Below are 23,879 nucleotides of genomic sequence, written 5' to 3' on the forward strand. Positions count from 1 at the left end.
GCTATTATCATTGAAACAAAATGAATTAAGCATGGAGGATTATTGTAATGAAAGAGGAAGTTTCTACGGAACAAAATATAGAAGAGCAGTGGATAGAAGAGCTGCTGACCCTTAGCAAAGACGAGAAACTGACACCGAAGCAGATTTCTATTCTACAAGCGGCGATTGAGGTATTCTCCGAAAAAGGATACTCTGCGACTTCAACGAGTGAAATTTCTCAGAAGGCGGGCGTGGCCGAGGGAACGATTTTTCGCTATTACAAGACTAAAAATGATCTGCTGCTTGCCATAGTAGGTCCTACCATGAGTCGCATGCTTGCGCCTTTTGTGCTGCGGAATTTCAACGGCGTGCTCGATATGCCCTACGACAGCTTCGAGGAGTTCCTGCGGGCATTTATGATCAATCGGCTGGATTTCGCCCGCAAGAATTTTAAAATTCTTAAGATTCTTATTCAGGAGATTCCTTTTCAGCCAACAGTTAGAGCGCAGTTTGTAGAGAATATTCTTAGCAAAATACTGGAGCGCGTGATTGATATTGTTGAACATTTTAAGGAAAAGGGTGAAATCATAGAGGTGCCTACACCCACACTTATACGCTTCACACTCTCATCTGTCGTAGGTTATTTGATGAATCGCTTGCTGCTGCAGCCAGATAAGGACTGGAACGACGAGGAAGAAATCAACCTGACGATCGCTTTTATCATGCATGGAATAAGTAAAGCAACACCCCCTATTTGATGCGCACGCCCGTTCTGTTATCATAAGTACTATATTAAATTCGGACTTTTCGAGATCAAGTTATGAGGAAGGAATTATGTTATGGGCTTTAGTGTATCAGAACGGGTAATCAAACTGCTGTGCGGCAAGTCTATTTTTGAAAAAGGATTAGCTTATTACCAAACTGAAAGTGTCGATATAATTGAAGTTGAAGAATACAATGACTCCATTCCAGATTTACCCCGCTCTCGATATGAAGCCATTGTTCAGGGGGCGATCGACTATGAAGTTATGGTGGTCATTGATATTGATGGGGATGTCCAGGCAGAGTGTAATTGTCCAGCCTACTCCCATGGGGGGCCATTCTGTAAACATATCGCGGCTGTAATGATCAACGTTGACGCCCTTAAAACTGGCCGAGATCGTTCAGAGCTTACCGATACTTCGCACCTGTCTTCTATAGAAGATACTGAGATTCTAACCCCACGTATTTTTACAGATACTGCGCAAGACAAGGGGGGAAAGTCCAAAGATCAACAGCTCGTGAGCAGCCTACTGGGGATGTTCAGCAACCATACACCGCGTCCTAGCGGTACGGGGGCTTTTGTAGATAACAGACTTCCTCTAAATATAGAGTTTACATGCAAGCCGTTCACTTATAGTTACAGCCACACCATGCTGGGTATAGAAATGAAAGTCGGTCCAAAACGTCTATATATTGTTCAGAAAATAAGGGGATTTCTAGAAAGTGTACACCGCGGAGAATCCTTTGAGTTCACGAAACATTTTATTTATGATCCTGCCATTTACAGCTTCCGGAAGGAAGATAATGTTGTTCTACAGAAGCTGATTGATATTGTATTAAATGAAAAAATGTACCGCGATAACGTCACTCCTTACTCACCTTATGGGGGGAGTATTGGGGGAGATCGGTTGCTGGCCGTCCCTCCTTTTTTCTGGGAGTCGCTTCAACCTGCGCTTTCAGAGGTCTCGTCGGTATTTTTGCAACAAGAAGAGGTGCTATACGAAGGCATCCACGTGTCCAATGAGGCGCCTCCACTCAGCTTTGAATTTGAACAGGCAGAAGAGGATGGATATCATCTGGATATTCAAGGACTTGAGCAGATTTCGGTCTTAGAAGATTACGGGATAGTACTGTCGGAAGGTAAGTTGCTGAAGCTATCCCCTCAAGAATGCATACGCCTTGCTGAAATGAAAAAAATGCTGGATTCCTCCCGCCGAAATGGTATCGATATTGCCCCCGAGCAAATGGAGTCTTTTATGGACAAGGTTATTCCTGGTCTGAAAAAGCTGGGCAACGTCCATATCGCCGACTCCATTGCGGATCGAATTGTTCAACATAGGCTTATCGCGAGGCTTTATCTGGACCGTGTGAGAGATCGGCTGCTCGCCGGACTAGAGTTCCAATATGGTGACATTGTGATCAACCCTTTAGATGAAAAAGCCCATGTTCGCGGGACGAATTTGATTCTTTTGCGAGACGGGGAGGGAGAAGCTCGCATTCTGGAGCTGATGGAACACGAATCCTTCGCTAAAACTGAGGGCGGATATATTATGACAGACGAAGAGGGCGAGTACGATTTTTTGTACCATACCATTCCGCTGCTGGAACCGCTGCTTTCGGTCTATGCGACCTCCGCAGTCAAAGCAAGACTGTTTACGAGCACTACACCCCCTAAGGTGAGCATTAGTTGGAATGAAAAGACGGACTGGCTTGATTTTAAATTCGATATGGGGGGGATTCCAGAAGCTGAGATTGTTATGGTTCTGAAATCCCTGCAGGAAAAACGCAGATACTACCGCTTGCCTGATGGGGCCCTGCTACCACTGGAGAGCGAGGAGCTTCAAGAAATCATTACCTTTATGAATGATATAGGCATCCGGGAAGGTGAGATCAAAGGGGTGGAATTTTCTCTGCCCGTTGTTCGCGGGCTACATTTGACCTCCACGGATGCTAAGAGTGACTCCATTAAGCTGGGCAGATCCTTTAAAAGGTTACTTGCGAACATGCGGAATCCTGAGAATCTTGATTTTCCTATACCTGACAGTCTGGTTCCTGTGCTAAGGGATTATCAACAATATGGATTTCAGTGGTTGAAGACGTTGGCCCATTACCGTTTTGGTGGTATTTTGGCGGATGATATGGGGTTAGGCAAAACGCTGCAAAGTATCGCTTTTCTCCTGTCAGAACTTCCAGAGATCCGCCAGAATGGACTGCCTGCCCTAATTGTCGCTCCTGCGTCTCTCACTTATAACTGGCTTAATGAGCTTAAAAAATTCACGCCAGAGATCAAAGCTGTCATTGCAGACGGTAATCTAATTGAGCGCGGGCGGATTTTAAAAAATACAGCAAAAGCTGATGTAATCATCACTTCTTATCCGTTGCTTCGCAGAGATGTTCAGCTGTATGCTAAAAAGTCTTTTCATACCCTGATTCTCGATGAAGCACAAACTATAAAAAACCATACTACACAGACATCCCAAGCTGTAATGGCGCTTCAAGCCCGGCACCGTTTTGCACTTACGGGTACTCCCGTGGAGAATGCGTTGGAAGATTTATGGTCCATTTTCGGCACCGTGTTCCCTGGGTTGTTTCCAGGCAAAAAAGCTTTTCATGATTTACCAAGAGAAACGGTTGCGAAGCGGGCGCGTCCCTTTTTGCTGCGGCGCTTAAAGAGTGATGTGTTAAAGGAACTTCCGGACAAAATCGAATCCGTACAAGCATGTGAACTGCTGCCGGAGCAAAAAAAGTTATATGTAGCTTATCTCGCCCGTTTGAAAAAAGAGGCGCTTAAGCATTTGACCCAAGATAGCTTCGGCAATAATAATCGGATCAAAGTTCTGGCGGGACTAACTCGTCTGCGCCAGTTGTGCTGCCACCCTGCTCTTTTTGTCGATGGATATGAAGGAAGCTCTGCTAAATTCGAGCAGCTGCTCGAAATTATAGAAGAATGTCGCAGTTCGGGTAAACGTATGTTAGTATTCTCACAATTCACAGAGATGCTCGGCCTGATTGGACGTGAACTAGGATATCAGGGCATTCCATACTTTTATTTAGATGGTCAAACGCCTGTTTCTCAACGAGTAGATTTATGTAATAAATTTAATGAAGGAGAGCGTGATATTTTCTTAATCTCCTTAAAGGCCGGCGGGACTGGGCTCAACCTAACTGGGGCAGACACTGTAATCCTTTACGATCTTTGGTGGAACCCTGCCGTCGAGCAGCAAGCTGCGGATCGGGCTCACCGGATTGGGCAGAAAAATGTAGTGCAAGTAATTCGTCTCGTCACCCAAGGCACCGTAGAGGACAAGATGTATGAGCTGCAGCAGAAGAAAAAGAACTTGATTGATGAGGTCATCCAGCCAGGTCAAGAAAGCCTGTCTACCCTTACAGAGCAAGATATCCGGGAGATTCTGATGATCTAAATAACAATATTGGAGAAAAAATCAGGATATCCTGCAGCCCATAGGGCTATCGGGATATCCCTTTTTCTTCAGATTATGCGATTGTAACTCCTGCACTAGCATAGCCAGCAACAGTTGTTGCAACGTCAATGCCAGCCGTGACCGTCGAAGTGAAGACCAACAACAAGCGTTCTCCCACAGTTACAGGGATGCTCAAACCTGTGGTATTACCACTGCTAATAGTTCCAAGAGCAATTAATCCTGTAAGCGGAGGACTTAACGTAACTAAAGCCCCAGGTACTGCTGTGAAGGTATTGTTAGGTGTAGTAGATCTGTATAATTGAGCCGTGATTGTTACCGTAGACCCCACTAAACTAACGGAAGCTGTCGCACTAAAATAGGCTGCCATAGACGTAAGCGTTCCAGTTCTAGGAACCGAGAACGCAAAGTTCAGCAAGGTTCCAGCCGCTCCGGTGAGATCTATAGTACCGCCTGTAATACTGATATTGGTTGCACTGCTACCAAAACCAACTGCACTTGAAGTATTCAAAAGCCCCCCTAATACAGTGGTCATTGCTACTGGAAGACCAGAAGAATATGGAATAATTGCACCTGAACCAGTAGCACCTGTTGCTCCAGTTACACCAGCAGTTCCTGTTGCTCCAGTTACGCCAGCACCTGTCGCTCCAGTTACACCAGCAGTTCCTGTCGCTCCCGTTGCTCCTGCAGTTCCTGTTGCTCCCGTTGCTCCTGCAGTTCCTGTCGCTCCAGTTACACCAGCAGTTCCTGTCGCTCCCGTTACGCCAGCAGTTCCTGTCGCTCCCGTGGCTCCAGCACTTCCTGTCGCTCCCGTTACGCCAGCAGTTCCTGTCGCTCCCGTTACGCCAGCAGTTCCTGTCGCTCCCGTGGCTCCAGCAGTTCCTGTCGCTCCCGTTGCTCCAGCAGTTCCTGTCGCTCCCGTTGCTCCAGCAGTTCCTGTCGCTCCCGTGGCTCCAGCAGTTCCTGTCGCTCCCGTTACACCAGCAGTTCCTGTCGCTCCCGTGGCTCCAGCAGTTCCTGTTGCTCCGGTTACGCCAGCACCTGTCGCTCCCGTTGCTCCAGCAGTTCCCGTTGCTCCCGTTACACCAGCACTTCCTGTCGCTCCCGTTACACCAGCAGTTCCTGTCGCTCCCGTGGCTCCAGCAGTTCCTGTTGCTCCGGTTACGCCAGCACCTGTCGCTCCCGTTGCTCCAGTGCTTCCTGTTGCTCCCGTTGCTCCAGCAGTTCCTGTTGCTCCGGTTACGCCAGCACCTGTCGCTCCCGTTGCTCCAGTGCTTCCTGTTGCTCCCGTTGCTCCGACGCTTCCTGTAGCTCCAGTAGCTCCAGCACCTGTGGCTCCCGTTGCTCCAGCAGTTCCTGTCGCTCCCGTTGCCCCTGCACTTCCTGTCGCTCCCGTTACTCCAGCACCTGTGGCTCCGGTTACGCCAGCACCTGTCGCTCCCGTTGCACCAACGCTTCCTGTAGCTCCAGTAGCTCCAGTAGCACCTGTAATTCCTATATTTTCTCCATATAATTCAGAGTAGACAAGGCGGTGAGCAGTCACTAATTGACCTGTGCTGCTTTTCCCCCAAACTGAAATTTGAATGGGATCATCAATCATAATTGGTGTTGTGAATAAAAATTCAAATGAATCAAAGTTTGCATAATAATCATTAGTAATTACTTGATTAGGAGCTACATTAACCAGCTCACTTACATATAAAGTTCTTGTCCCATTCATATAATAACCTTCGACTTGAACTGTTGACGGAGTGTCATCGCTCTGATTGACAATTTTAAGAGTAACAAGCTGAGTAGGTCTTACACCCCCTACCAGATTATTTTCTATGGGACCAGTAGATAGTTGACTCAATTTTCAACACCTCATTTTGTATAGATTTTAAAATACTCGTATTATTTGAATTTCAAAAATCAAATCAATCGAACAAGATTCTCCTCAATAGCTTTGTATAAAATGTGTTTTTATCTATAATCATTCCTCCCACCTACTCTAAGTTGATAATCTATGAGCCTAGAAAATTAGTTCATATTTTTTGGCTCTTTATAGTACTATTCTTGTTTTGAATTAAGGTGTGGACATCCATTTAAAAACTACTATTACACATATTTGATTTATTAAAATAAGCTGAAAATCCGTACTGGTTTAATAGAATAAGAATCTAATAAGCAACATTCCAGTCGACTTATAACATATGCCAACAAAACAGGGGGTAACCCGAGAGCCACACTAACGGCTACCGAATTACCCCTGTTATAAACACTGAACTTGAAGATAAATAAGCTTAAGTTAATTCATGAACAGACCAGACGATACCTGCTGAGTTCGCTCCACCCAAATTCAAAGGAACCGTCAAACCATTTGCCACATAGAACAAGCCAATCACATCACCTGCGGTTAATGCAAATTCTCCAGCCAGCGTCACAGTACCACTTCCCAAAATTGCTCTCAAATCTAATATAAGTGCAACATTCACATCAAGTACTGGGAACAACCCACTTACCAGATTTGTTGCAGTAGGAGAAGTTCTCTGAACTACGAAAGCCGGATTAACTCCAGCACCAAGACTGATAGAAAGTGAGGCAGTTGTAGAATAATTGATAGTCGCTTCAATCGAATATCTACCAGTTGTCGGAATGGTATAATTTCCGCCAACTTCGTCGAAAGACGGGCTATCATAAAAAGGTGTTGTCACAGTCCAGCCAGTTAATTGTGTAGATGTGGAAATTGCCAATGAGGGCTTGAAAGCAGAAAACCCTTCTTGTTGAATGTTCGGACCTGTAGCTCCAGTTACTCCGGTTGCACCTGTTGCACCAGTGAGCCCAGTTGCTCCGGTAGCTCCGGCCACTCCAACTCCTGTTGCTCCAGTTACACCAGCTACTCCTGTTGCTCCGGTTACACCAGCTATTCCAGTCGCTCCTGTTACTCCCGTTGTTCCCGTTACTCCAGCTACTCCTGTTGCCCCCGTTGCTCCTGCTACTCCAGTCGCTCCGGTCACTCCAGCTTCACCCGTTGCTCCGGTTACACCAGCTACTCCAGTCACTCCGGTCACTCCTGTTGCTCCCGTTGCTCCGGTTACACCAGCTACTCCAGTCGCTCCCGTTGCTCCAGCTACTCCCGTTGCTCCGGTCACCCCTGTTTCACCCGTTGCTCCGGTTACACCAGCTACTCCTGTTGCTCCCGTTGCTCCAGCTACTCCCGTTGCTCCGGTCACCCCTGTTTCACCCGTTGCTCCGGTTACACCAGCTACTCCTGTTGCTCCCGTTGCTCCAGCTACTCCTGTTGCTCCGGTCACTCCTGTTTCACCCGTTGCTCCGGTTACACCAGCTACTCCTGTTGCCCCCGTTGCTCCTGCTACTCCAGTCGCTCCGGTCACTCCTGTTTCACCCGTTGCTCCGGTTACACCAGCTACTCCGGTTGCTCCCGTTGCTCCTGCTACTCCAGTCGCTCCGGTCACTCCTGTTTCACCCGTTGCTCCGGTTACACCAGCTACTCCGGTTGCTCCCGTTGCTCCTGCTACTCCAGTCGCTCCGGTCACTCCTGTTTCACCCGTTGCTCCGGTTACACCAGCTACTCCGGTTGCTCCCGTTGCTCCCGTTGCTCCTGCTACGCCAGTCGCTCCAGTTACTCCTGTTGCTCCATCCGCTCCGGTCGCTCCAGTTACTCCGTCTGCTCCCGTTGCTCCCGTTGCTCCCGTTGCACCCGTAGCACCAGTCTCTCCTGCTCCCGTTGCTCCATCTGCTCCGGTTGCTCCTGTTGCACCTGTAGCTCCATCTGCTCCTGTTGCCCCAGTCTCTCCTGCTCCGGTCGCGCCGGTAGCACCCGTTGCTCCATCCGCTCCCGTTGCACCAGTCGCCCCAGTTACTCCGTCTGCTCCTGTTGCCCCTGTCTCTCCTGCTCCGGTCGCTCCCGTTGCTCCTGTTGCTCCATCCGCTCCCGTTGCACCAGTCGCCCCCGTTGCACCAGTTACTCCGTTTGCTCCTGTAGCTCCAGTCTCTCCTGCTCCGGTCGCTCCCGTTGCTCCGTCAGCTCCCGTTGCACCAGTCGCCCCAGTTGCTCCATCGACTCCAGTCGCCCCAGTCTCTCCTGCTCCGGTCGCTCCGGTCGCTCCGGTAGCACCCGTTGCTCCTGTTTCACCTGTAGCTCCATCTGCTCCTGTTGCCCCAGTCTCTCCTGCTCCAGTCGCTCCCGTTGCTCCGTCTGCTCCCGTTGCTCCTGTTGCACCTGTAGCTCCATCTGCTCCTGTTGCCCCAGTCTCTCCTGCTCCGGTCGCCCCGGTTGCTCCGTCTGCTCCCGTTGCACCAGTCGCACCAGTCACTCCATCGGCTCCTGTTGCCCCAGTCTCTCCTGCCCCGGTCGCTCCTGTGGCACCCGTTGCTCCATCGGCCCCCGTTGCTCCAGTCGCCCCAGTTACTCCGTCTGCTCCTGTCGCCCCTGTCTCTCCTGCTCCGGTCGCTCCTGTGGCACCCGTTGCTCCATCGGCTCCCGTTGCTCCTGTTGCACCTGTAGCTCCATCTGCTCCTGTTGCCCCAGTCTCTCCTGCTCCAGTCGCTCCCGTTGCTCCGTCTGCTCCCGTTGCTCCTGTTGCACCTGTAGCTCCATCTGCTCCTGTTGCCCCAGTCTCTCCTGCTCCGGTCGCTCCAGTTGCTCCGTCTGCTCCCGTTGCTCCCGTTGCTCCATCCGCTCCAGTTGCTCCCGTTGCACCAGTCGCACCAGTCACTCCATCTGCTCCTGTTGCCCCAGTCTCTCCTGCTCCGGTCGCTCCTGTGGCACCCGTTGCTCCATCGGCCCCCGTTGCTCCAGTCGCACCAGTTACTCCGTCTGCTCCTGTAGCTCCAGTCTCTCCTGCTCCGGTCGCTCCAGTTACTCCATCCGCTCCGGTTGCACCAGTTGCACCTGTAGCTCCATCGGCACCTGTTGCCCCTGTCTCTCCTGCCCCAGTCACTCCAGTGGCTCCATCCGCTCCAGTCACCCCGGTTGCACCAGTCACTCCATCTGCCCCTGTTGCACCTGTCGCACCAGTCTCTCCTGCGCCGGTCGCTCCCGTTGCTCCTGTTGCTCCATCCGCTCCCGTTGCACCAGTCGCCCCGGTCGCGCCAGTTATTCCTTGCGTTACACCAAGCAATTCTGCATGTACAAGTCGATGGGCAGTCACAATCTGGCCAACGCTATTTTTTCCCCATACTGAGATTTGAATCGGATCATCTACCAGACTTGTAGTTGTAAAAATAAATTCGAACGCATCAAAATCGCCATAATAATCACGTGTTATAACTTCATTAGGTGCTACATTTATCAGCTCGCTTACATATAAAGTTCTTGTCCCATCCATATAGTATCCTTGAACAAGAGCCATTGATGAATCAATGTCACTTCGGTTATCAATTTTGACAGTAACATGCTGAGTAGGTCTTACACCCCCTACCATACTATTGTCTATCGGTCCGGTAGATAAATAACTCAATTTCTCATCACTCCTTTAACGTTAACTGTGTCACAAAAATAATTATTAAATTAATACTGCCTGCTTCTCCCACGCAACTATGCGATGAGGATCTACCAATGCCCCCGAGTTCTGTTTTCCCCAGACTGAAATCCCAACCTCTGCTTCAACTGCTTCTACTGTTGTAAACACAAATTCAAATGCGTCCAAATCGGCAAAATAGTTCTTAGTTAAAACTTGATTAGGTGCTAGATTTACTGTTTCATTCACATACATCGTTCTTGATCCGTTAAGAAGGAAACCTTGAATAACTAGATTATAAGGATTAAGAGAATCCCGATTAACTACTTTTACGGTTACCAGTTGCGACGGTCTGACCCCTAGGATCGGGCTGTTATCTATAGGTCCAGTAGAAAAAATAGCCATGTTTTATTCACTCCTCCCTTCCACTACAATTTGAAAGATTAGTGGCTCCGTATAGTAATATTCCTTGGCTTGAGTTAGCGTGTGGACTGTTGTGTAAAGGAACAGCTGGTCCTATAACAAGACAGCCTTCTTTTTTCAAATTTATAATCTACTAAACTGATAATCTAACAACAAAGAGCAACCAAGATTGTTAAGAAGCTAACCACTATTGCTTTTTATGAAATATTAGGTATACTGGTAAAAATTAATTAAGCATCGATGAGCGGGAGAGTAATTAACGAGATCTAGTCCTCAGCGAGCCGGGAGAGTGTAAGCCGGTACAGATCCCTTTAATGAAGCGCACCCGTGAGATGGACTTCTGAACCTTAGTAGGAAGTCCCGGCTGAAGGCCGTTATCCCGTAAGGTGGCTGAACAACTTGTTCAGCAACGAGAGTGGTACCGCGAGCGCTAAAGCCCTCGTCTCTTTTGAGACGAGGGCTTTTTTGTATTTTCAAAGGAGGGTATACCATGTTAAATCAAATCATCAAAGACGGAATCGAGCACAGTGTACAACGTGTATTCAATACCTTAGGAGCTGACTATCCAGAGGACATTGCCATTCTGATCGAACAGCCAGCAAATCTAGAACATGGTGATTATTCATGCAATATCGCTATGCAGCTAGCCAAAACTCTACGTAAATCCCCAATGGTCATAGCAGAATTAGTGAAAGCAGAGCTTCAATTCCAAGGGCGCTTCGCCGGTCTTTTACAAAAAGTTGAAGTCGCTGCTCCCGGATTTATCAATTTGTATATGAATTGGCAAAGCTGGGCTGAACATTCCTTTGAACTGCCTGCCAGCACTGGCGAAAAAGTCATCATCGAGCACACTTCTATCAACCCCAACAAAGCCGCTCACGTAGGTCATCTAAGAAACGCCTGTATCGGCGATACTCTAGTCAGAATTATGAAAAGAACTGGGTATAACGTAGAGGTCCATAACTACATTGATGATCTCGGCAATCAGCTGGCGGATACAGTTGTTGGATTATTAAATATATCTTTAGAAGGGGAACACCAACGTTTCGGTGATTTTTGCTGGGATCTTTATGCCAAAGTGAACAAAGAATATGCGCTGAACCCGGAGATGACACACAAGCGCACAGATATACTGCACTCCCTTGAACAAGGGGGCGGTAACGAAGCCTGGCTAGGCAACCTTGTAGCTGAACGCATCGTTAGAGAGCATGTAGAGGAAATGAAACATTTTGGGATTTATTATGATTTGCTGGTATGGGAGAGCAGTATTTTAAAAGAGGGATTTTGGGCAGCCGCAGCTGAGCTACTGAAGCAGACAGCCGTTTTTGTACAAGAGACTGAAGGTAAACTCGCAGGCTGCTGGGTGCTGAAGCAAGGAACAGAGGCTAACATTGGAGCGGATTCAGAGGAGCATCAGCTCGATAAGGTGCTGGTGCGTTCGAATGGGATTTTAACGTATACAGCCAAAGATATTGCCTATCATCTCTGGAAATTTGGTCTTTTGACCAAAGATTTCTCCTATAGCGAATTCTCGTCCGGTTTATGGACAACTGGATTAACTGGAACCCAAGAATCTTATGGGCAGGCGGACAGAGTCATCAATGTGATCGATTACAGACAGGAATATCCACAACAGATGGTTAAGCAAGCCTTAGGGGCACTAGGTTATAACGAGCAAGCAGACAAACTCCATCATGTGAGCTATGGTGTTGTATCTCTTAGTCCCGCTTCGGCGGCCGAGCTGGGTATAGATATTTCAGAAGGTAAATCTTCTTATGCTATGTCCGGACGCCAGGGAATCGGGATTAAGGTAAGCGATCTGGTGGAGCTTATGGAACAGAACATTGAGCACTCACGTTCCGATAAAGACGGCCTCTCCAGCCGATTGATTGCCACTGCTGCGATTCGCTACTATCTGCTGCGGTTTAATTTAGGAACGGAAATCGTGTTTGATTTCAAACAGGCTACCGAAATATCCGGCAATACCGGAGTTTATCTGATGTATACTTTTGCGCGTGCGACAAGCGTTTTGAGTAAAGCTACGATCCCAATCCTTACAGCTGCCGCACAGCTTCAGTTCCCTTCCGAATTGGAAAAAGCAGAGCTTGCCCTGCTAAGACAGCTAAGCCTCTGGCCGGAGATATTACATTCAGCAAGTATAGAGTTAACGCCAAATACGCTCTGCACTTACGCACATACCTTAGCTACACTGTTCAACAACTTCTATTCTGGATGTCCGATTCTAAAAGGAGATCCAGCTACGATCGAATTCCGCCTCTGGCTCACTTCAAGATTCAAGGACATCTTGGGAGATGTGCTCGAAGTGCTTGGGTTACCGACACCGAGCCGAATGTAAAAAACACAAAAAAAGGGCAATTTCCGCGCTTAACGCGGAGATTGCCCTTCTATATATAATGTTACTTATAAATCTCTATCACATTTCCAGCTTCCGTGCTGAGACGATCAAAGTCCGCACGTTTGATGCGAACACCACCACTACGATAGCGGTTAGGTGTACCTTCTGTTTGCACTTCCGTACCGTTGATAGTAATTTGACTAATCTCACGACCTGTAAGGTGATAGATAAAGTCTACCTTAGTGCCTGCATATTCAAAGCTAAAGTGCATTCCATCCAGCGATTCCGGCAGAATAGGGTCAACAATTAAGTCTCCACCTTCCGTACGGATCCCCAGTGCATTCGAGATTAACTGGTTCATATAGATCCCAGGACCGCTGGAATAGATTCTCCAGCCACCTTTAACAGCTACGTCACCATTGCGCAGTTTATCGAAATTCTCCTGTGCCTCATAACGGGTGTTAAATTTACCATCCGAGCTACTGAAATAGGAGTTAGCTTGACGTAGTTCAGCGTTTGGCACCACATCGCGGATTCCGATCGGATTAATCGCTGCCAGACCCTTCCAGACCTGATCGGTTTTACCGAGCTTGGCCATAGCCTCTACATAACGGATATGTGCATGCACATACTGAAGTCCAATTTCCCGGCCAAAGTTAGCCGCTTGCTCCGCACGTTTGAAATGAGTGCTGACCCCGCCAACATATTGAGCTGGACGATTCATCAGACGCACACCGTCAGGGCAGAATAGTTTATCCTGAATGACATCATAGTGTGCTTCGGCCTGTTCCGGAGTAAGCAGCTCACTGATCATACTGCGCGTCATAGGCAGCAGACGGTACTGAATACCTGTTTCTGTGTCACTTGGGTGCACCATAAGTTTAATTTGCTCAGGGTCCTCCATATACAGGAAGCCAGGAATCACTTCGGATTGAAGCATATGAGTATGGAAATCCTTACGGATTCCTTCCACCATCGCCTTCAGTTCCTCTGCCTCAGCTTGATCAACTGAACGAAGTACCTCTGAGAACTGATTAAGTGTCTGATAGGTAAGCGCCACTGTCCAGCTGCTAACCATATACTGCTTCAGCTGTGGATTTGCAGGCTGGAGCGTATCATCCCAGTCTCCATCACCGTAAGAAGACAGATGTGTGTCATGCAGGAAATGATCCTTAATATAAGCAATTTCCTTCCGTGCGTGATCCAGCAACGTCGCTTTTTCTTCTGTAAAGTCAAAGCTGTGCTTACGGGTATACGGTACTGTTGCTCCCAAGATGCTGTAATCCTGAGTTACTGCCAAGTAGTCTCCAAGCACCTTAAGCGGCCATACAATAATATCTCCATGACTTTCTTCTTGTTGTATCTTCGTGTATTTATCAAACATGAACCACTGTGGCCAGTTGCCATCCTCTTCATATTGATGACTATACAGCGTCAGCAAAATTTCACGAACCTGTTCGTATTTTTGCGTAGCCATGAAATATTCCACAGGTCCCTGACATACATCCCGGGTTCCCCAAGCAGCGCCACCATATTGCTCTAAACCATGTGGAACCGAATAGTGAACCAGCATGTTATGTGTGTACCACCAAGTCAGAGCGTTAACCTTAAACAGTTCACCTTCTGTTCCGTCCCCAAGCGTCAGGCGGAAGCCATTCATCACACCAGCATAAAACGCGCGATAAGCAGAAATCTCTTCCTCAGCTGAACGATTTCTTGGAGCAAGTGACTTACCATCCAGAAGGCCTTGAATATTCAAGGTCCATTCACTGCTGGCAGACAGCTCCAGTACTGCTAACGGTGCTTCAGTTGGTTGAACAGGAGAGACAAGTCTACCTTCATCCTGCAGAGTTAACTCCGCACCCTGTACCTGTAATTTATACTGTAAGTCGGGATATTCACCAGCACTTAGTGCGCTTCTGTCAGCCGAGAAGATTACTGCTCCACCTTCTTGCTTAGATTGATATGGAAGCTCGTATTCATTAACGTTCATGGTGATTTGATTAGTGACTAAATAACGATAAGCTCGTCCGCTTTCCGAACGCACATTCAGGAATATCTCCGGCGAATCTTCGGTGGTGTAGTTCGTAATAATGAAGCATTCACCATCTGTTCTGTAATACCAACGAGCATAGTTGAAACCAACCTCAAATAGAGAAGGCATGGTCAGCAAACGATATTCACCGTTCCACTCTACATAAATGCGTTGTCCTGAAGCTTTTGGAATGTTAAGCGCATTTCTTGGATTGGACATTAGCTTGTTGAAATTGGTATTTCCAATTACCACTTGGGAGTTAAAGATCCCGTACATATAAGAAGTTGTTGTGATGACCTTATCATTAAGTCGAGCGTTATCCCCACTCATCAGGATATGGCCGTGTGGCCGTTCTACGCGCATTTCTTTCTCTTTTAATACTACGTGCTCATAATTCTCCGTGAAAAAGGAAAGTAGTGTGTCTCCTTCTCTCTCCTCCTGATAACGAACCGGAAACAAGACCCCGATCTCTTTCTCTGTCAGCGAATCTGCAGCCAGCGGTGCTCCCAGCTCCTTCGAGAAGAAAGAACGTTCAAGTGCTGCTTCAGCTTCTAAAGGTAAATCTTTAACAGCATCCCAAGCCGCAGCAATATCATTAGCAAATTCTAGCGCAGTGATCGCTTCTGGATGATCTTGCTTAAACAATCCGTAGAACACAAACCGTGTTTCCCCGCTCAGCTTCACCCGTTCCGATTGCAGCGCAGTATATGCAAATTCATATTGATAGATCTCATTACTTAATTGCTCACGACCCAAGCTCTCTGGTTGGTTGGTTTCTTTATAGGACAGTCCAAAGAATTGAAAACCGTCTGTTGAGAAGCTTGTTGCCTTGGTAAGTGAACCCTGTTGCAGATATGGGAATTTCCCGCCCTGCGGCTGATTCTGTCTAGAGCAAACAACGTACCCGTTGGATTGATCCTCAAATACCGCATGATCGATATACTGTGACAGGTAAGCTTCATTACTGCGGACAGCGGCGATATCAGCAATCCCTACATCCTGTCCGTACACAAGATCTACCTCTGCATTTTGTCCAGTAAGCTTCACATCCCAGAACCAAGCTCCTCCTGCAGTAGGGGTGAAAATAACTTGATATTCAATATTTTCCGCAGTACCTTCCCAAACCAAACGGTTTCCAGCCTTACGTACAGTGCTTGAAGAATGAATGCCCAGCAAAGGAATGGCTTGAATGTTTCCATCATTGTGCACTCGCAAATATAGATTGGATAATGAACCATCCACAATGCTTGGCAGCAATTGATTGATCATTGTCCGTTCGTAGAGGACTTGGAACAAGTCCCCGCTGTTTGTAAAAGTGAAGGATAGATCCCCGGCGTTTAAACGGATGTTAGTATTCAAATTAGTAGTCATATTATACACTTCCTCCATTACGGCGTTACTGCCGTATATATTCTACTTATGCTAATGTTAAGCAAAAATCCCGTTCTTTAACCTCATTGCTGTTCGAACCGACGAATAATTTAAATCGTCCCGGATCGCTGCTAAAGCTTAGATCGCTATGATAGTAACGAAGCTGCTGTTCGGTAAGTGTAAAGGTCACTTCACGACTTTCCCCTGGTGAGAGGTTGATTTTGGCAAAATCCTTCAGTTCCTTCATTGGTCTGACGACCTCTCCGGAAATGTCTCGGATATACAGCTGCACTACCTCTTCCCCATCCACTTCTCCAGTATTGGTCACCGTAACTTTTATTTCAATAGGCTGATTTTCCGTCATGATATCACCGGACAGAATTGGTTCACTATAGCTAAATGTCGTATAGCTCAGTCCAAAACCAAATGGCAAAAGCGGTTCATTAGGAATGTCCAGATATTGCGAGACATAACGTTTGTCGGCACCCGGAGCATGAAGTGGGCGTCCAGTGTTGAAATGATTGTAATAGACTGGAATCTGCCCAACGGATACCGGGAAAGACATCGTTAATCTTCCTGAAGGATTCTCATCTCCATAAAGTAGACTGGCAATTGCCGCTCCGCCTTCACTGCCCGGGAACCAAGCTTCCAGAATAGCATCTGCATGCTCGTACACACCGGCCAAGTCTAGTGGACGTCCATTAAACAACACCACCACGATAGGCTTATTCAGCTGTTTCAGACGTTGTAAAAGCTCAAGCTGCGCTTCCGGCAAACGGATATCTGAACGGCTGCCCGCTTCTCCACTCATCTCTGAATGTTCACCAAGCGCCAGTACAATCACATCAGCTTGCTTAGCAGCCGCTTCCGCCTCCAGCCACTGTTCCTCTGTAAAGCTATCGACTCCAGAACCTTCTGCAACAGTAATCTTACCCGCACCTGCACGAGCTTGAAGTGCTGGTGCAAGACGGCTTGCCTCTTCCGTTGAACCCAACCACGACCACGGTCCAAGAATATCTCCGCTAGTAGCAAACGGTCCAATTAGCGCAATCCGTTGCTCTGCAGCAAGCGGTAGAACCTGATCATTCTTGAGCAGTACGCAGGATTTAGCCGCCAACTCACGCGCCGCATTTCGATGATCTTCACAGAAGATTACCTCACGCTCTTTCTCGACGTCAGCTCCGCGGAACGGATGCTCGAACAAGCCCAATCTTTGCTTCAATTTCAAAATACGAAGCACAGCTTCATCAATAATCTTCTCATCTACTTGTCCATCTGCAACAAGTGCCGGAAGCTGATGAACGTAACAAGCCGTCATCATCTCGATGTCTACACCAGCTTTGATGGCTTTAAGTGCTGCCTCAGCCTCATCCTCAGCGACACCATGTGGGATCAGTTCCTTCACTGCACCCCAATCCGAAATCAATACGCCATCAAATCCCCATTCTTCACGAAGCAGCTGGCGAAGCAGCTTGACGTTGCCGCTTATCGGAATCCCATCAATCGTATTAAATGAAGTCATGACCATCTCTGCACCTTCATCCAGTGCTGCACGATAGGCCGGCAGATAATATTCACGCAGCTGCCGTTCCGATAAATCCACCGTATTATAATCACGACCGCCTTCGGATAGACCATAGGCAGCAAAGTGCTTAATACAAGCCGCCAGACGATCTACATCACCAGTCAAGTCGCTTCCTTGAAATCCGCGCACAAACGCACGGGCAAACCTACCATTCAAATATGGATCTTCTCCTGTAGATTCCATTACTCTTCCCCAACGTGGGTCCCGTACAAGATCCGCCATTGGCGCATAAGTAACGTGCACACCGGAGACTGCCGCTTCTTTAGCCGCAATCTCGGCGCTCAGCTCTGCGCGATCCATATCCCAAGAGCAGCCAATTGCCAGCGGGACCGGAAAAATCGTCTTGAAGCCATGCACAATATCCGCCATCATCAGCAAGGGAATGCCCAATCTATTTTTGCGTAAATGGGCTTCCTGAACCGCAATGACTTGCGCTGCACCTGATAGACCAAGTACAGAGCCGCTGCTCTCGATCATGTGGTCCGTAATTCCCATGGATGCCATAGGGCCAGTGATTTGTCCTCCATCCTCTGCCCCTTCATAGAAATTAGCGGCTAGCTGCTGCAATTGTGCAATCTTTTCTTCAAGCGTCATCTGGTTCAACAAGGTAGTCAGTTGCTGCTCATTCATTTCAAATCCTCCATTGTTCAATTCTGCCGATGCCTATGAATGGAAAAACCCGTGTGCAAGAATTGCACGCGGGTCCTGTAGGTTCATTCCTACATGCATAGGGCGAAAGCTATTTTTTTAGATTGTTTAGTTCATCTAGAACCGGCTGAACGAGGGATTGTTTGCTCTTAACCCATTCTTTCCAGTTCGCCTCTAGATCGCCTGGTTTCAAAATCAGGTTAGTGTATTCTGTAGCATAGTCAAAGGAAGCCTGATTTTTAGCCTTGGAATCATACAACTGGTAGTCCCAGTCATATTCAGCCGTTGCTTTGTCTTTTAACGCAAGCTCAGCTTTTTCCTTGAACAGTTCTACAGAACGATCGCGATATTCTTTTTTGATCGCAGGGTTCACGACACTAAAGTCATCCGCCAAGACATACAGTCCTTCAAAACGGTTCGGATATTTCTTATCCAATGTTGTTCCTTCAGGGAGTAGGCTGATTAATTCGCCATTTTCGCCTTTTTTCCAGTCTGTTCCTTCAAAGCCCAAGTTAACGGTCAATTGACCTTCTTTACTTGTTGTATATTCCATGAAGTCCATAATCCGTTCAAATTTCTCTTTGCTAATATCTGGCGAGAAGATTACAGCAGACCAGAAGTTAACTTGATCGAGGTTACGATATTTACCGTCATCGCCAAGTACAATAGCTGTGTGTACTAGGTCATCACTATTTACACCTAGGTTATCTTTCATTTTAACGTCCATGTCTTTTCTGTAAGAAGCCAAACCACCTAGACTCGTAATACCGGAAACACCGTTAACTGTGAACTTTTGGCCAGATTCACCATTTTTCCAAGTATAAAACTCAGGGTGCAGTAATCCTTCTTTATAAGTAGTTTGAAGTTCTTTCAGTGCCGCTAACGTTTCATCGTTGGCTGGACCCCATTGGTATTTGCCATCTGCATCTTTATAGAATGCTGACTCTACTCTGGAATGCACGCTATTAGCCATTACAATATTAGTCAAAGCATCGTTGATGTCATAAGAAATAGGAATGAGTTTATCTCCTACCTTGCCAGGGTCTTTCTCTTTAAGCAATCTAGCAAATTCCATCAGTTCTGTAGTAGTGTAGGCATCCTTCAATTCAAAACCAACGGCTTTAGCCCAGTCAGAACGCAGAGCAATTACTCCGATTTGGTTAATGAGCGGATCTGCCGGCTTGTTCTCAAAGTATACCGGTCTTGGCAGAACATAAGTGCCACCTACCGCTTTCTCCAATTCATCGCCAAGTCCTGTCAGCTTATAAGCGGCTGCCACATTCGGCCAGCGTTCTTTCCAGTCATCTGGCAGCTTGTACAGCAGCCCTTGATCAATGTAATTAAGCGCATCACCGTGAACATAGTTCCAGCTTGCTACGTCAGGAAGATCACCAGAGTTAATCCATAGGCGAAGCTTCTCAGCCCATGAATCCCATTCAATATAGTTGTAATCCCATTTAATATTGAACTTATCCGTAAAATATTTATGATACACGTTATCAAAATCAGATTCTGTTGTCTTAATGGTACTGGCTAACGAAATCTTCAACTCATCTTTATATCCATCTGTTGGATTGCCTGAATTTCCGCTATTAGCATTGTTGTCTGAGCTTGAGCATGCTGCCAACATGATTGGAGTAAGACATAAAACACCGGCAAGGATTGACTTTACAGATTTTCTTTTTAAAATATTCATTTTGTCCTCCTTAAATTGTGTGACTGACCCTCTTTTATATGGATAAATCATAAACCACTAGGTCTTGATAGCCCCTGTAAGTACCCCTTTGGCAAAGTGCTTTTGGAGCATTGGGAAGAAACACATAATAGGAACCATGGTAACGAATACTGCCGCCATTTTCATACCCATAGAGAATGATTGCTTACCCACTGCGTCAACACTTGTGGCATTCGATGCATTCACTTGGGCTTCCATAATGATAGATCGCAACACGTTCTGCAGTGGCATCTGATCCGCTTTCCGCAGGAAGATCATGGCGTCATACCATCCATTCCAGAAGGCTACTCCGTAGAACAATGTGATGGTAGCTACGATTGGAGCAGATAATGGCAGGACTACAGAGAACAGGATTCTCCATTCCCCAGCACCATCAAGTCGCGCAGATTCCATCAGGGACTCAGGCAGACTGCTAAAATAGTTCGACATCAGAATCAGGTTAAACGCACTGAAGCTTCCAGCCAGAATAACTGACCAAAGGTTGCCTGTCAGATGCAGATCCTTCATCACCAGGTACAAAGGTACAATCCCGCCATTAAAAATCATTGTGAACAGGACAAGCATAAAAATCAGCTTTTTACCCGGGAATTTATTGCGGCTAAGGCCGTAAGCCATACTTGTCGTCAAGAACAAGCTAAGCGGGAGTCCTAAGATTAAGATCTTAAAGGTATTCCAATACCCTGTCCCGATCCGCCCATCAGCAAAGAGTGCCCGATAGGATTCCAGTGTTGGGTTCTTCGGAAATAACATCATAGGGTTATCAGCGTATTCTTTTTGCGTAGAAAAAGAAATCATAATGACATTCCAGAATGGAATAAGAATGGCCAAAGCGCCTACACTCAGAATTACGAAAATCACATAATCCATAGCGGTCATTTTTTTATGGTCTTGCATAATGGTCAGCTTTTTTTTACTCATATATTTGCACTCCTTTCTTACCGGAATAAACCGTCTCCGCCCATAAGTTTGGCAGCTCTGTCTGCCAGAATCAGCAGAATCATATTAACAAGTGAACGGAACAAACTGACTGCAGTGGAGAATGAAAAGTCTGTTGAGGACTGGAACGTGATTCGGTAGATATACACATCTAGTACTTCCGAGACGTTTTTCGTTGCAGCGTTGCTCAAGTTAAAGATTTGGTCAAATCCAGATGACATCAGGCCACCGACAGAAAGGATAAACATAATCGTAATCGTCGGAAGAATGTTAGGCAGAGTAATGCGGAACATTTGCTGCAAGCGTGTAGCACCATCAATCTGTGCGGATTCATATTGGTCTGTATCAATACCAGAGATAGCGGCCATAAAGATAATGGCTCCCCAACCTGCTGATTTCCAGATATCCGTAAGATACAACATCGGAACGAACATTTTTTCAGAACCCAGGAAGTTAATGCCTGTCCCGCCAAACATTTGAATGAGGCTGTTGACCAGACCATCATAGGAAAGCACATTGATAACAACCCCGGATACTACGATCCATGACAGGAAGTTCGGAAATGTAAACACCGTCTGTAAAGCTTTTTTGTAACGATTCATGCGCAGTTCATTCAGCAGCAATGCCAATATGATTGGAAAAGGGAACTGAATAATCAGCTTACCGATGTTAATGGTTAACGTTCTCCATACGGCGTCAATAAAAGCCGGGTCACGGAACACATAGGTGAAATTCTCGAATCCGCTCCATGGGCTGCCCCAAATTCCTAAATTCGCTTTAAAATCTTTAAAAGCCAGAGATAGACCACCCATCGGCAGATAAGCGAATAGGAAAAGCCACACTAGTCCAGGAAGCACCAGAGTATAGACCATTCTGTTCTTCCAGACTTCTCTTAGGAACAGTTGGAATCTGCTGTCGTTCATTTTTTTAGCCGGTATTGCAACTTCGGATTTCAATTTGCATCTCCTCACTCTGCTTATGTCTTTTAGTTGTACAAGAAATCAAAGGTTGTCTTCAGATGTTCCTCCCAGAATCGCCATTCATGAGTTCCAGGGGTCTCAACATACTGAAATTCATAAGGGGTCGTCTCCAGATAAGCAGCGAATTCCCGATTCATCTCCACAAACGGATCTTCCGAACCACAGCAAGTCAGAATCGAAGGCAGGTTACGTTTATCGTCGACCAATTTAGCGGCTAAAGCGTACAGATCCTGATCCGGCTTAATTTGTAAGCGTTTTCCAAAAGTACCCGCCATCTCCCTCGCCATGTCCTTGGACATTTGCGGATCGTTTAATCGTTTCTGGAGATCGGTAACTCCTGATAACGAAACCACTTTGCTGTAACGCTCGGGATAGGTAAGTCCACATTTCAGAGCGCCATACCCGCCCATCGATAAACCAGCGATATACGTCATCTGCGGATTATCATCCAACCTCATCATTCGGCCACAAAGCTCGGGAAGCTCATGGGTCACATAGTGGAAGTAATCCAGTCCGTACTCCATGTCTGTATAATAGCTCCTGTTTACTTGGGGCATTATGACTGTACAACCATATTGACTTGCATACTGCTCAATAGTAGTCATCCTGTGCCAAGTACTGGCGTTATCACCAGCACCATGCAGCAGGTAGAGCGTTCCTCCAGACATGTTGCCTGAATCGACGGGGGAGATAATACTGATGGTCGTTGTCATTCTCAAGGTAGGAGAGCCTGTCTCAACTGTTAATAATGCCATGAGTTATCTCCTTTTCGTTCTTATTCATTTGTTTATTTTCTTGCAAGATCCCCGCTTAACCAGTACGGATTCGAATACCATATGTTTGTTTTGCGAATCACCTGTGATCAGGTCAAACAAAATTTCAACACTGGCCTTCGCCATATCCACTCCGGGTTGGCTGATCGTATCCAGAGATGGATGATAATATTCTGCCATTTCAATCCCGTCGAATCCGATGATCGAAACATCATTTGGAATTGATAAGCCCAAGGACAATAACGCCTTAGCCGCCCCAATGGCAATCGTATCTGATGCAGCAAAAACAGCAGTGATATCTTTTTTCTTATTGAGCAGACGTTTGGTAGCTGTAAAGCCTGAGCTTGGACTATATTCACAGTCCTCTACCATTGAAGGGTCGTACTCAATTCCATGCTCCTCAAGCGCCTTGATATAACCCATAAGCCGCCGGTTACCTGTTGTATTTTGCACCAGAGGAAATCTGGCCAAAAAGCAGATATTGCGATGTCCTAATGAGATTAAATAGCTGACAGCCTTATAAGATTCCTGAAGATCATCAATGATCACGCTTGAAAAAACAGCAGGATCGACTTCTTTTGTAGTCGTGATGGTAGTCAGAACAAATGGAATTTTTAATTGTTTGAATTTATCTTCGGAATGATCATACGTTCCGCCCATAAAAATTACGCCATATAGATTTTTTTCTTTTACAAGCTGTAGAGCGATATCGATCTCGTCTACTCCATCTTCTACATGCTGGATCATTAGCGGACATCCCCGCAGGTTCACCTGGCGTTCAACTTCTTTGATCATGTCGGCAAAAAACGGGTTTGAGATCCCTTTTACCATTAGCGCTATGGTATTAGATCGCGTTTTTTTCAAGTTGCTCGCATTACCGTTTGGAATATAGTTATGTTCTCTAACAACCGCCATCACTTTAGCTCTAGTTGTATCGCTTACAACACCGCTATTATTGATTACTCTGGAGACTGTGGCGATACCCACGCCTGATAGCCTTGCAATATCTTTGATATTCATATTTACCTTGCTCCACTCCTATGATGAGTCCCCCCTTCACCCGATGAAAATCAGGTTGTGGAAACGCATGAAATGATGGGAAACGTTTCCCACGACATCATTTTGAGTCCTTAGCGCGTTTTTTCCGCTTACTTCGTCCATTATGAACAGGTAATTTTTATAAGTCAACTAAAAACACAAAAAAAATTGTGATTCATCACTTTTTATTTGGTTAAAATTACAACAAGTCTATAGTTATTCAATCTATAAATTAGAAATAATTGGTATTTATATATCAAACAATAGTTTTCTTTGTTTTATTGACTTTAAAATAAGAATGGAATACCATCAATTTAGTGATTTTCATCGCAATAACAGAAAACGTTTCCACTCAT

The 23,879-nt window shown here is 46.4% G+C and carries 13 protein-coding genes and 1 other annotated feature; of the genes, 3 read left to right on the forward strand and 10 right to left on the reverse strand.

All coding sequences use genetic code 11. The features are described 5' to 3' along the window. Positions 1-47: 47 nt before the first annotated feature. Both NST94_RS23950 and NST94_RS23955 read left to right on the forward strand, forming a co-directional pair. The gene (locus tag NST94_RS23950) at positions 48-737 is read left to right on the forward strand and encodes a TetR/AcrR family transcriptional regulator (RefSeq protein ID WP_076129439.1); all 690 of its coding nucleotides are present in this window, start codon (positions 48-50) and stop codon (positions 735-737) included. A gap of 81 nt (positions 738-818) precedes the next feature. Beyond that, the gene (locus NST94_RS23955) at positions 819-4,163 is read left to right on the forward strand and encodes an SNF2 helicase associated domain-containing protein (RefSeq protein ID WP_339281363.1); all 3,345 of its coding nucleotides are present in this window, start codon (positions 819-821) and stop codon (positions 4,161-4,163) included. A 73-nt stretch (positions 4,164-4,236) separates the two neighbouring features. Here the strand turns inward: NST94_RS23955 and NST94_RS23960 are convergent, their stop codons facing one another. The 3 genes from NST94_RS23960 to NST94_RS23970 all read right to left on the reverse strand — a co-directional run bounded on the left by NST94_RS23960 (position 4,237) and on the right by NST94_RS23970 (position 10,048). Continuing rightward, entirely contained in the window at positions 4,237-6,033 is a 1,797-nt protein-coding gene (locus tag NST94_RS23960; RefSeq protein ID WP_339281364.1) for an exosporium glycoprotein BclB-related protein, read from the reverse strand. Between the two features lie 430 nt (positions 6,034-6,463). Further along, positions 6,464-9,643 (reverse strand): collagen-like protein, encoded by a 3,180-nt coding sequence (locus tag NST94_RS23965; RefSeq protein ID WP_339281365.1) that lies wholly within the window; start codon positions 9,641-9,643, stop codon positions 6,464-6,466. Between the two features lie 45 nt (positions 9,644-9,688). Then, on the reverse strand, positions 9,689-10,048 hold the full coding sequence (locus NST94_RS23970; protein ID WP_036687001.1) for a hypothetical protein: 360 nt from the start codon (positions 10,046-10,048) through the stop codon (positions 9,689-9,691). A 249-nt stretch (positions 10,049-10,297) separates the two neighbouring features. Continuing rightward, positions 10,298-10,516, forward strand: a binding site (T-box leader). 40 nt (positions 10,517-10,556) lie between these two features. Between NST94_RS23970 and argS the strand changes: the two genes are divergently transcribed. Continuing rightward, the gene (gene argS / locus NST94_RS23975) at positions 10,557-12,422 is read left to right on the forward strand and encodes an arginine--tRNA ligase (protein ID WP_339281366.1); all 1,866 of its coding nucleotides are present in this window, start codon (positions 10,557-10,559) and stop codon (positions 12,420-12,422) included. A gap of 61 nt (positions 12,423-12,483) precedes the next feature. On the opposite strand, the gene NST94_RS23980 is transcribed toward argS, so the two are convergent. The 7 genes from NST94_RS23980 to NST94_RS24010 form a co-directional block, all read right to left on the reverse strand. After that, entirely contained in the window at positions 12,484-15,828 is a 3,345-nt protein-coding gene (locus NST94_RS23980) for a cellobiose phosphorylase (protein ID WP_339281367.1), read from the reverse strand. A 46-nt stretch (positions 15,829-15,874) separates the two neighbouring features. Beyond that, a complete protein-coding gene (gene bglX / locus NST94_RS23985) occupies positions 15,875-18,043 on the reverse strand; it encodes a beta-glucosidase BglX (RefSeq protein WP_076281897.1) in 2,169 nt (722 codons plus the stop codon). A gap of 109 nt (positions 18,044-18,152) precedes the next feature. Then, positions 18,153-19,757: an extracellular solute-binding protein gene (locus NST94_RS23990; RefSeq protein WP_076129208.1), complete on the reverse strand. Its 1,605-nt coding sequence runs from the start codon at positions 19,755-19,757 to the stop codon at positions 18,153-18,155. A 57-nt stretch (positions 19,758-19,814) separates the two neighbouring features. After that, positions 19,815-20,714, reverse strand: coding sequence for a carbohydrate ABC transporter permease (locus tag NST94_RS23995; RefSeq protein WP_036686985.1), 900 nt, complete (start codon positions 20,712-20,714; stop codon positions 19,815-19,817). Positions 20,715-20,731: 17 nt separating this feature from the next. Continuing rightward, positions 20,732-21,655: an ABC transporter permease subunit gene (locus NST94_RS24000; protein WP_036687012.1), complete on the reverse strand. Its 924-nt coding sequence runs from the start codon at positions 21,653-21,655 to the stop codon at positions 20,732-20,734. Positions 21,656-21,717: 62 nt separating this feature from the next. Next, positions 21,718-22,467 (reverse strand): alpha/beta hydrolase-fold protein, encoded by a 750-nt coding sequence (locus NST94_RS24005; RefSeq protein WP_339281368.1) that lies wholly within the window; start codon positions 22,465-22,467, stop codon positions 21,718-21,720. Between the two features lie 24 nt (positions 22,468-22,491). Continuing rightward, the gene (locus tag NST94_RS24010; protein WP_076142395.1) at positions 22,492-23,505 is read right to left on the reverse strand and encodes a LacI family DNA-binding transcriptional regulator; all 1,014 of its coding nucleotides are present in this window, start codon (positions 23,503-23,505) and stop codon (positions 22,492-22,494) included. Between the last annotated feature and the right edge of the window lie 374 nt (positions 23,506-23,879).

The sequence above is a fragment of the Paenibacillus sp. FSL H8-0282 genome (genome assembly GCF_037963825.1).
Taxonomy (GTDB): Bacteria; Bacillota; Bacilli; order Paenibacillales; family Paenibacillaceae; genus Paenibacillus_AQ; species Paenibacillus_AQ odorifer.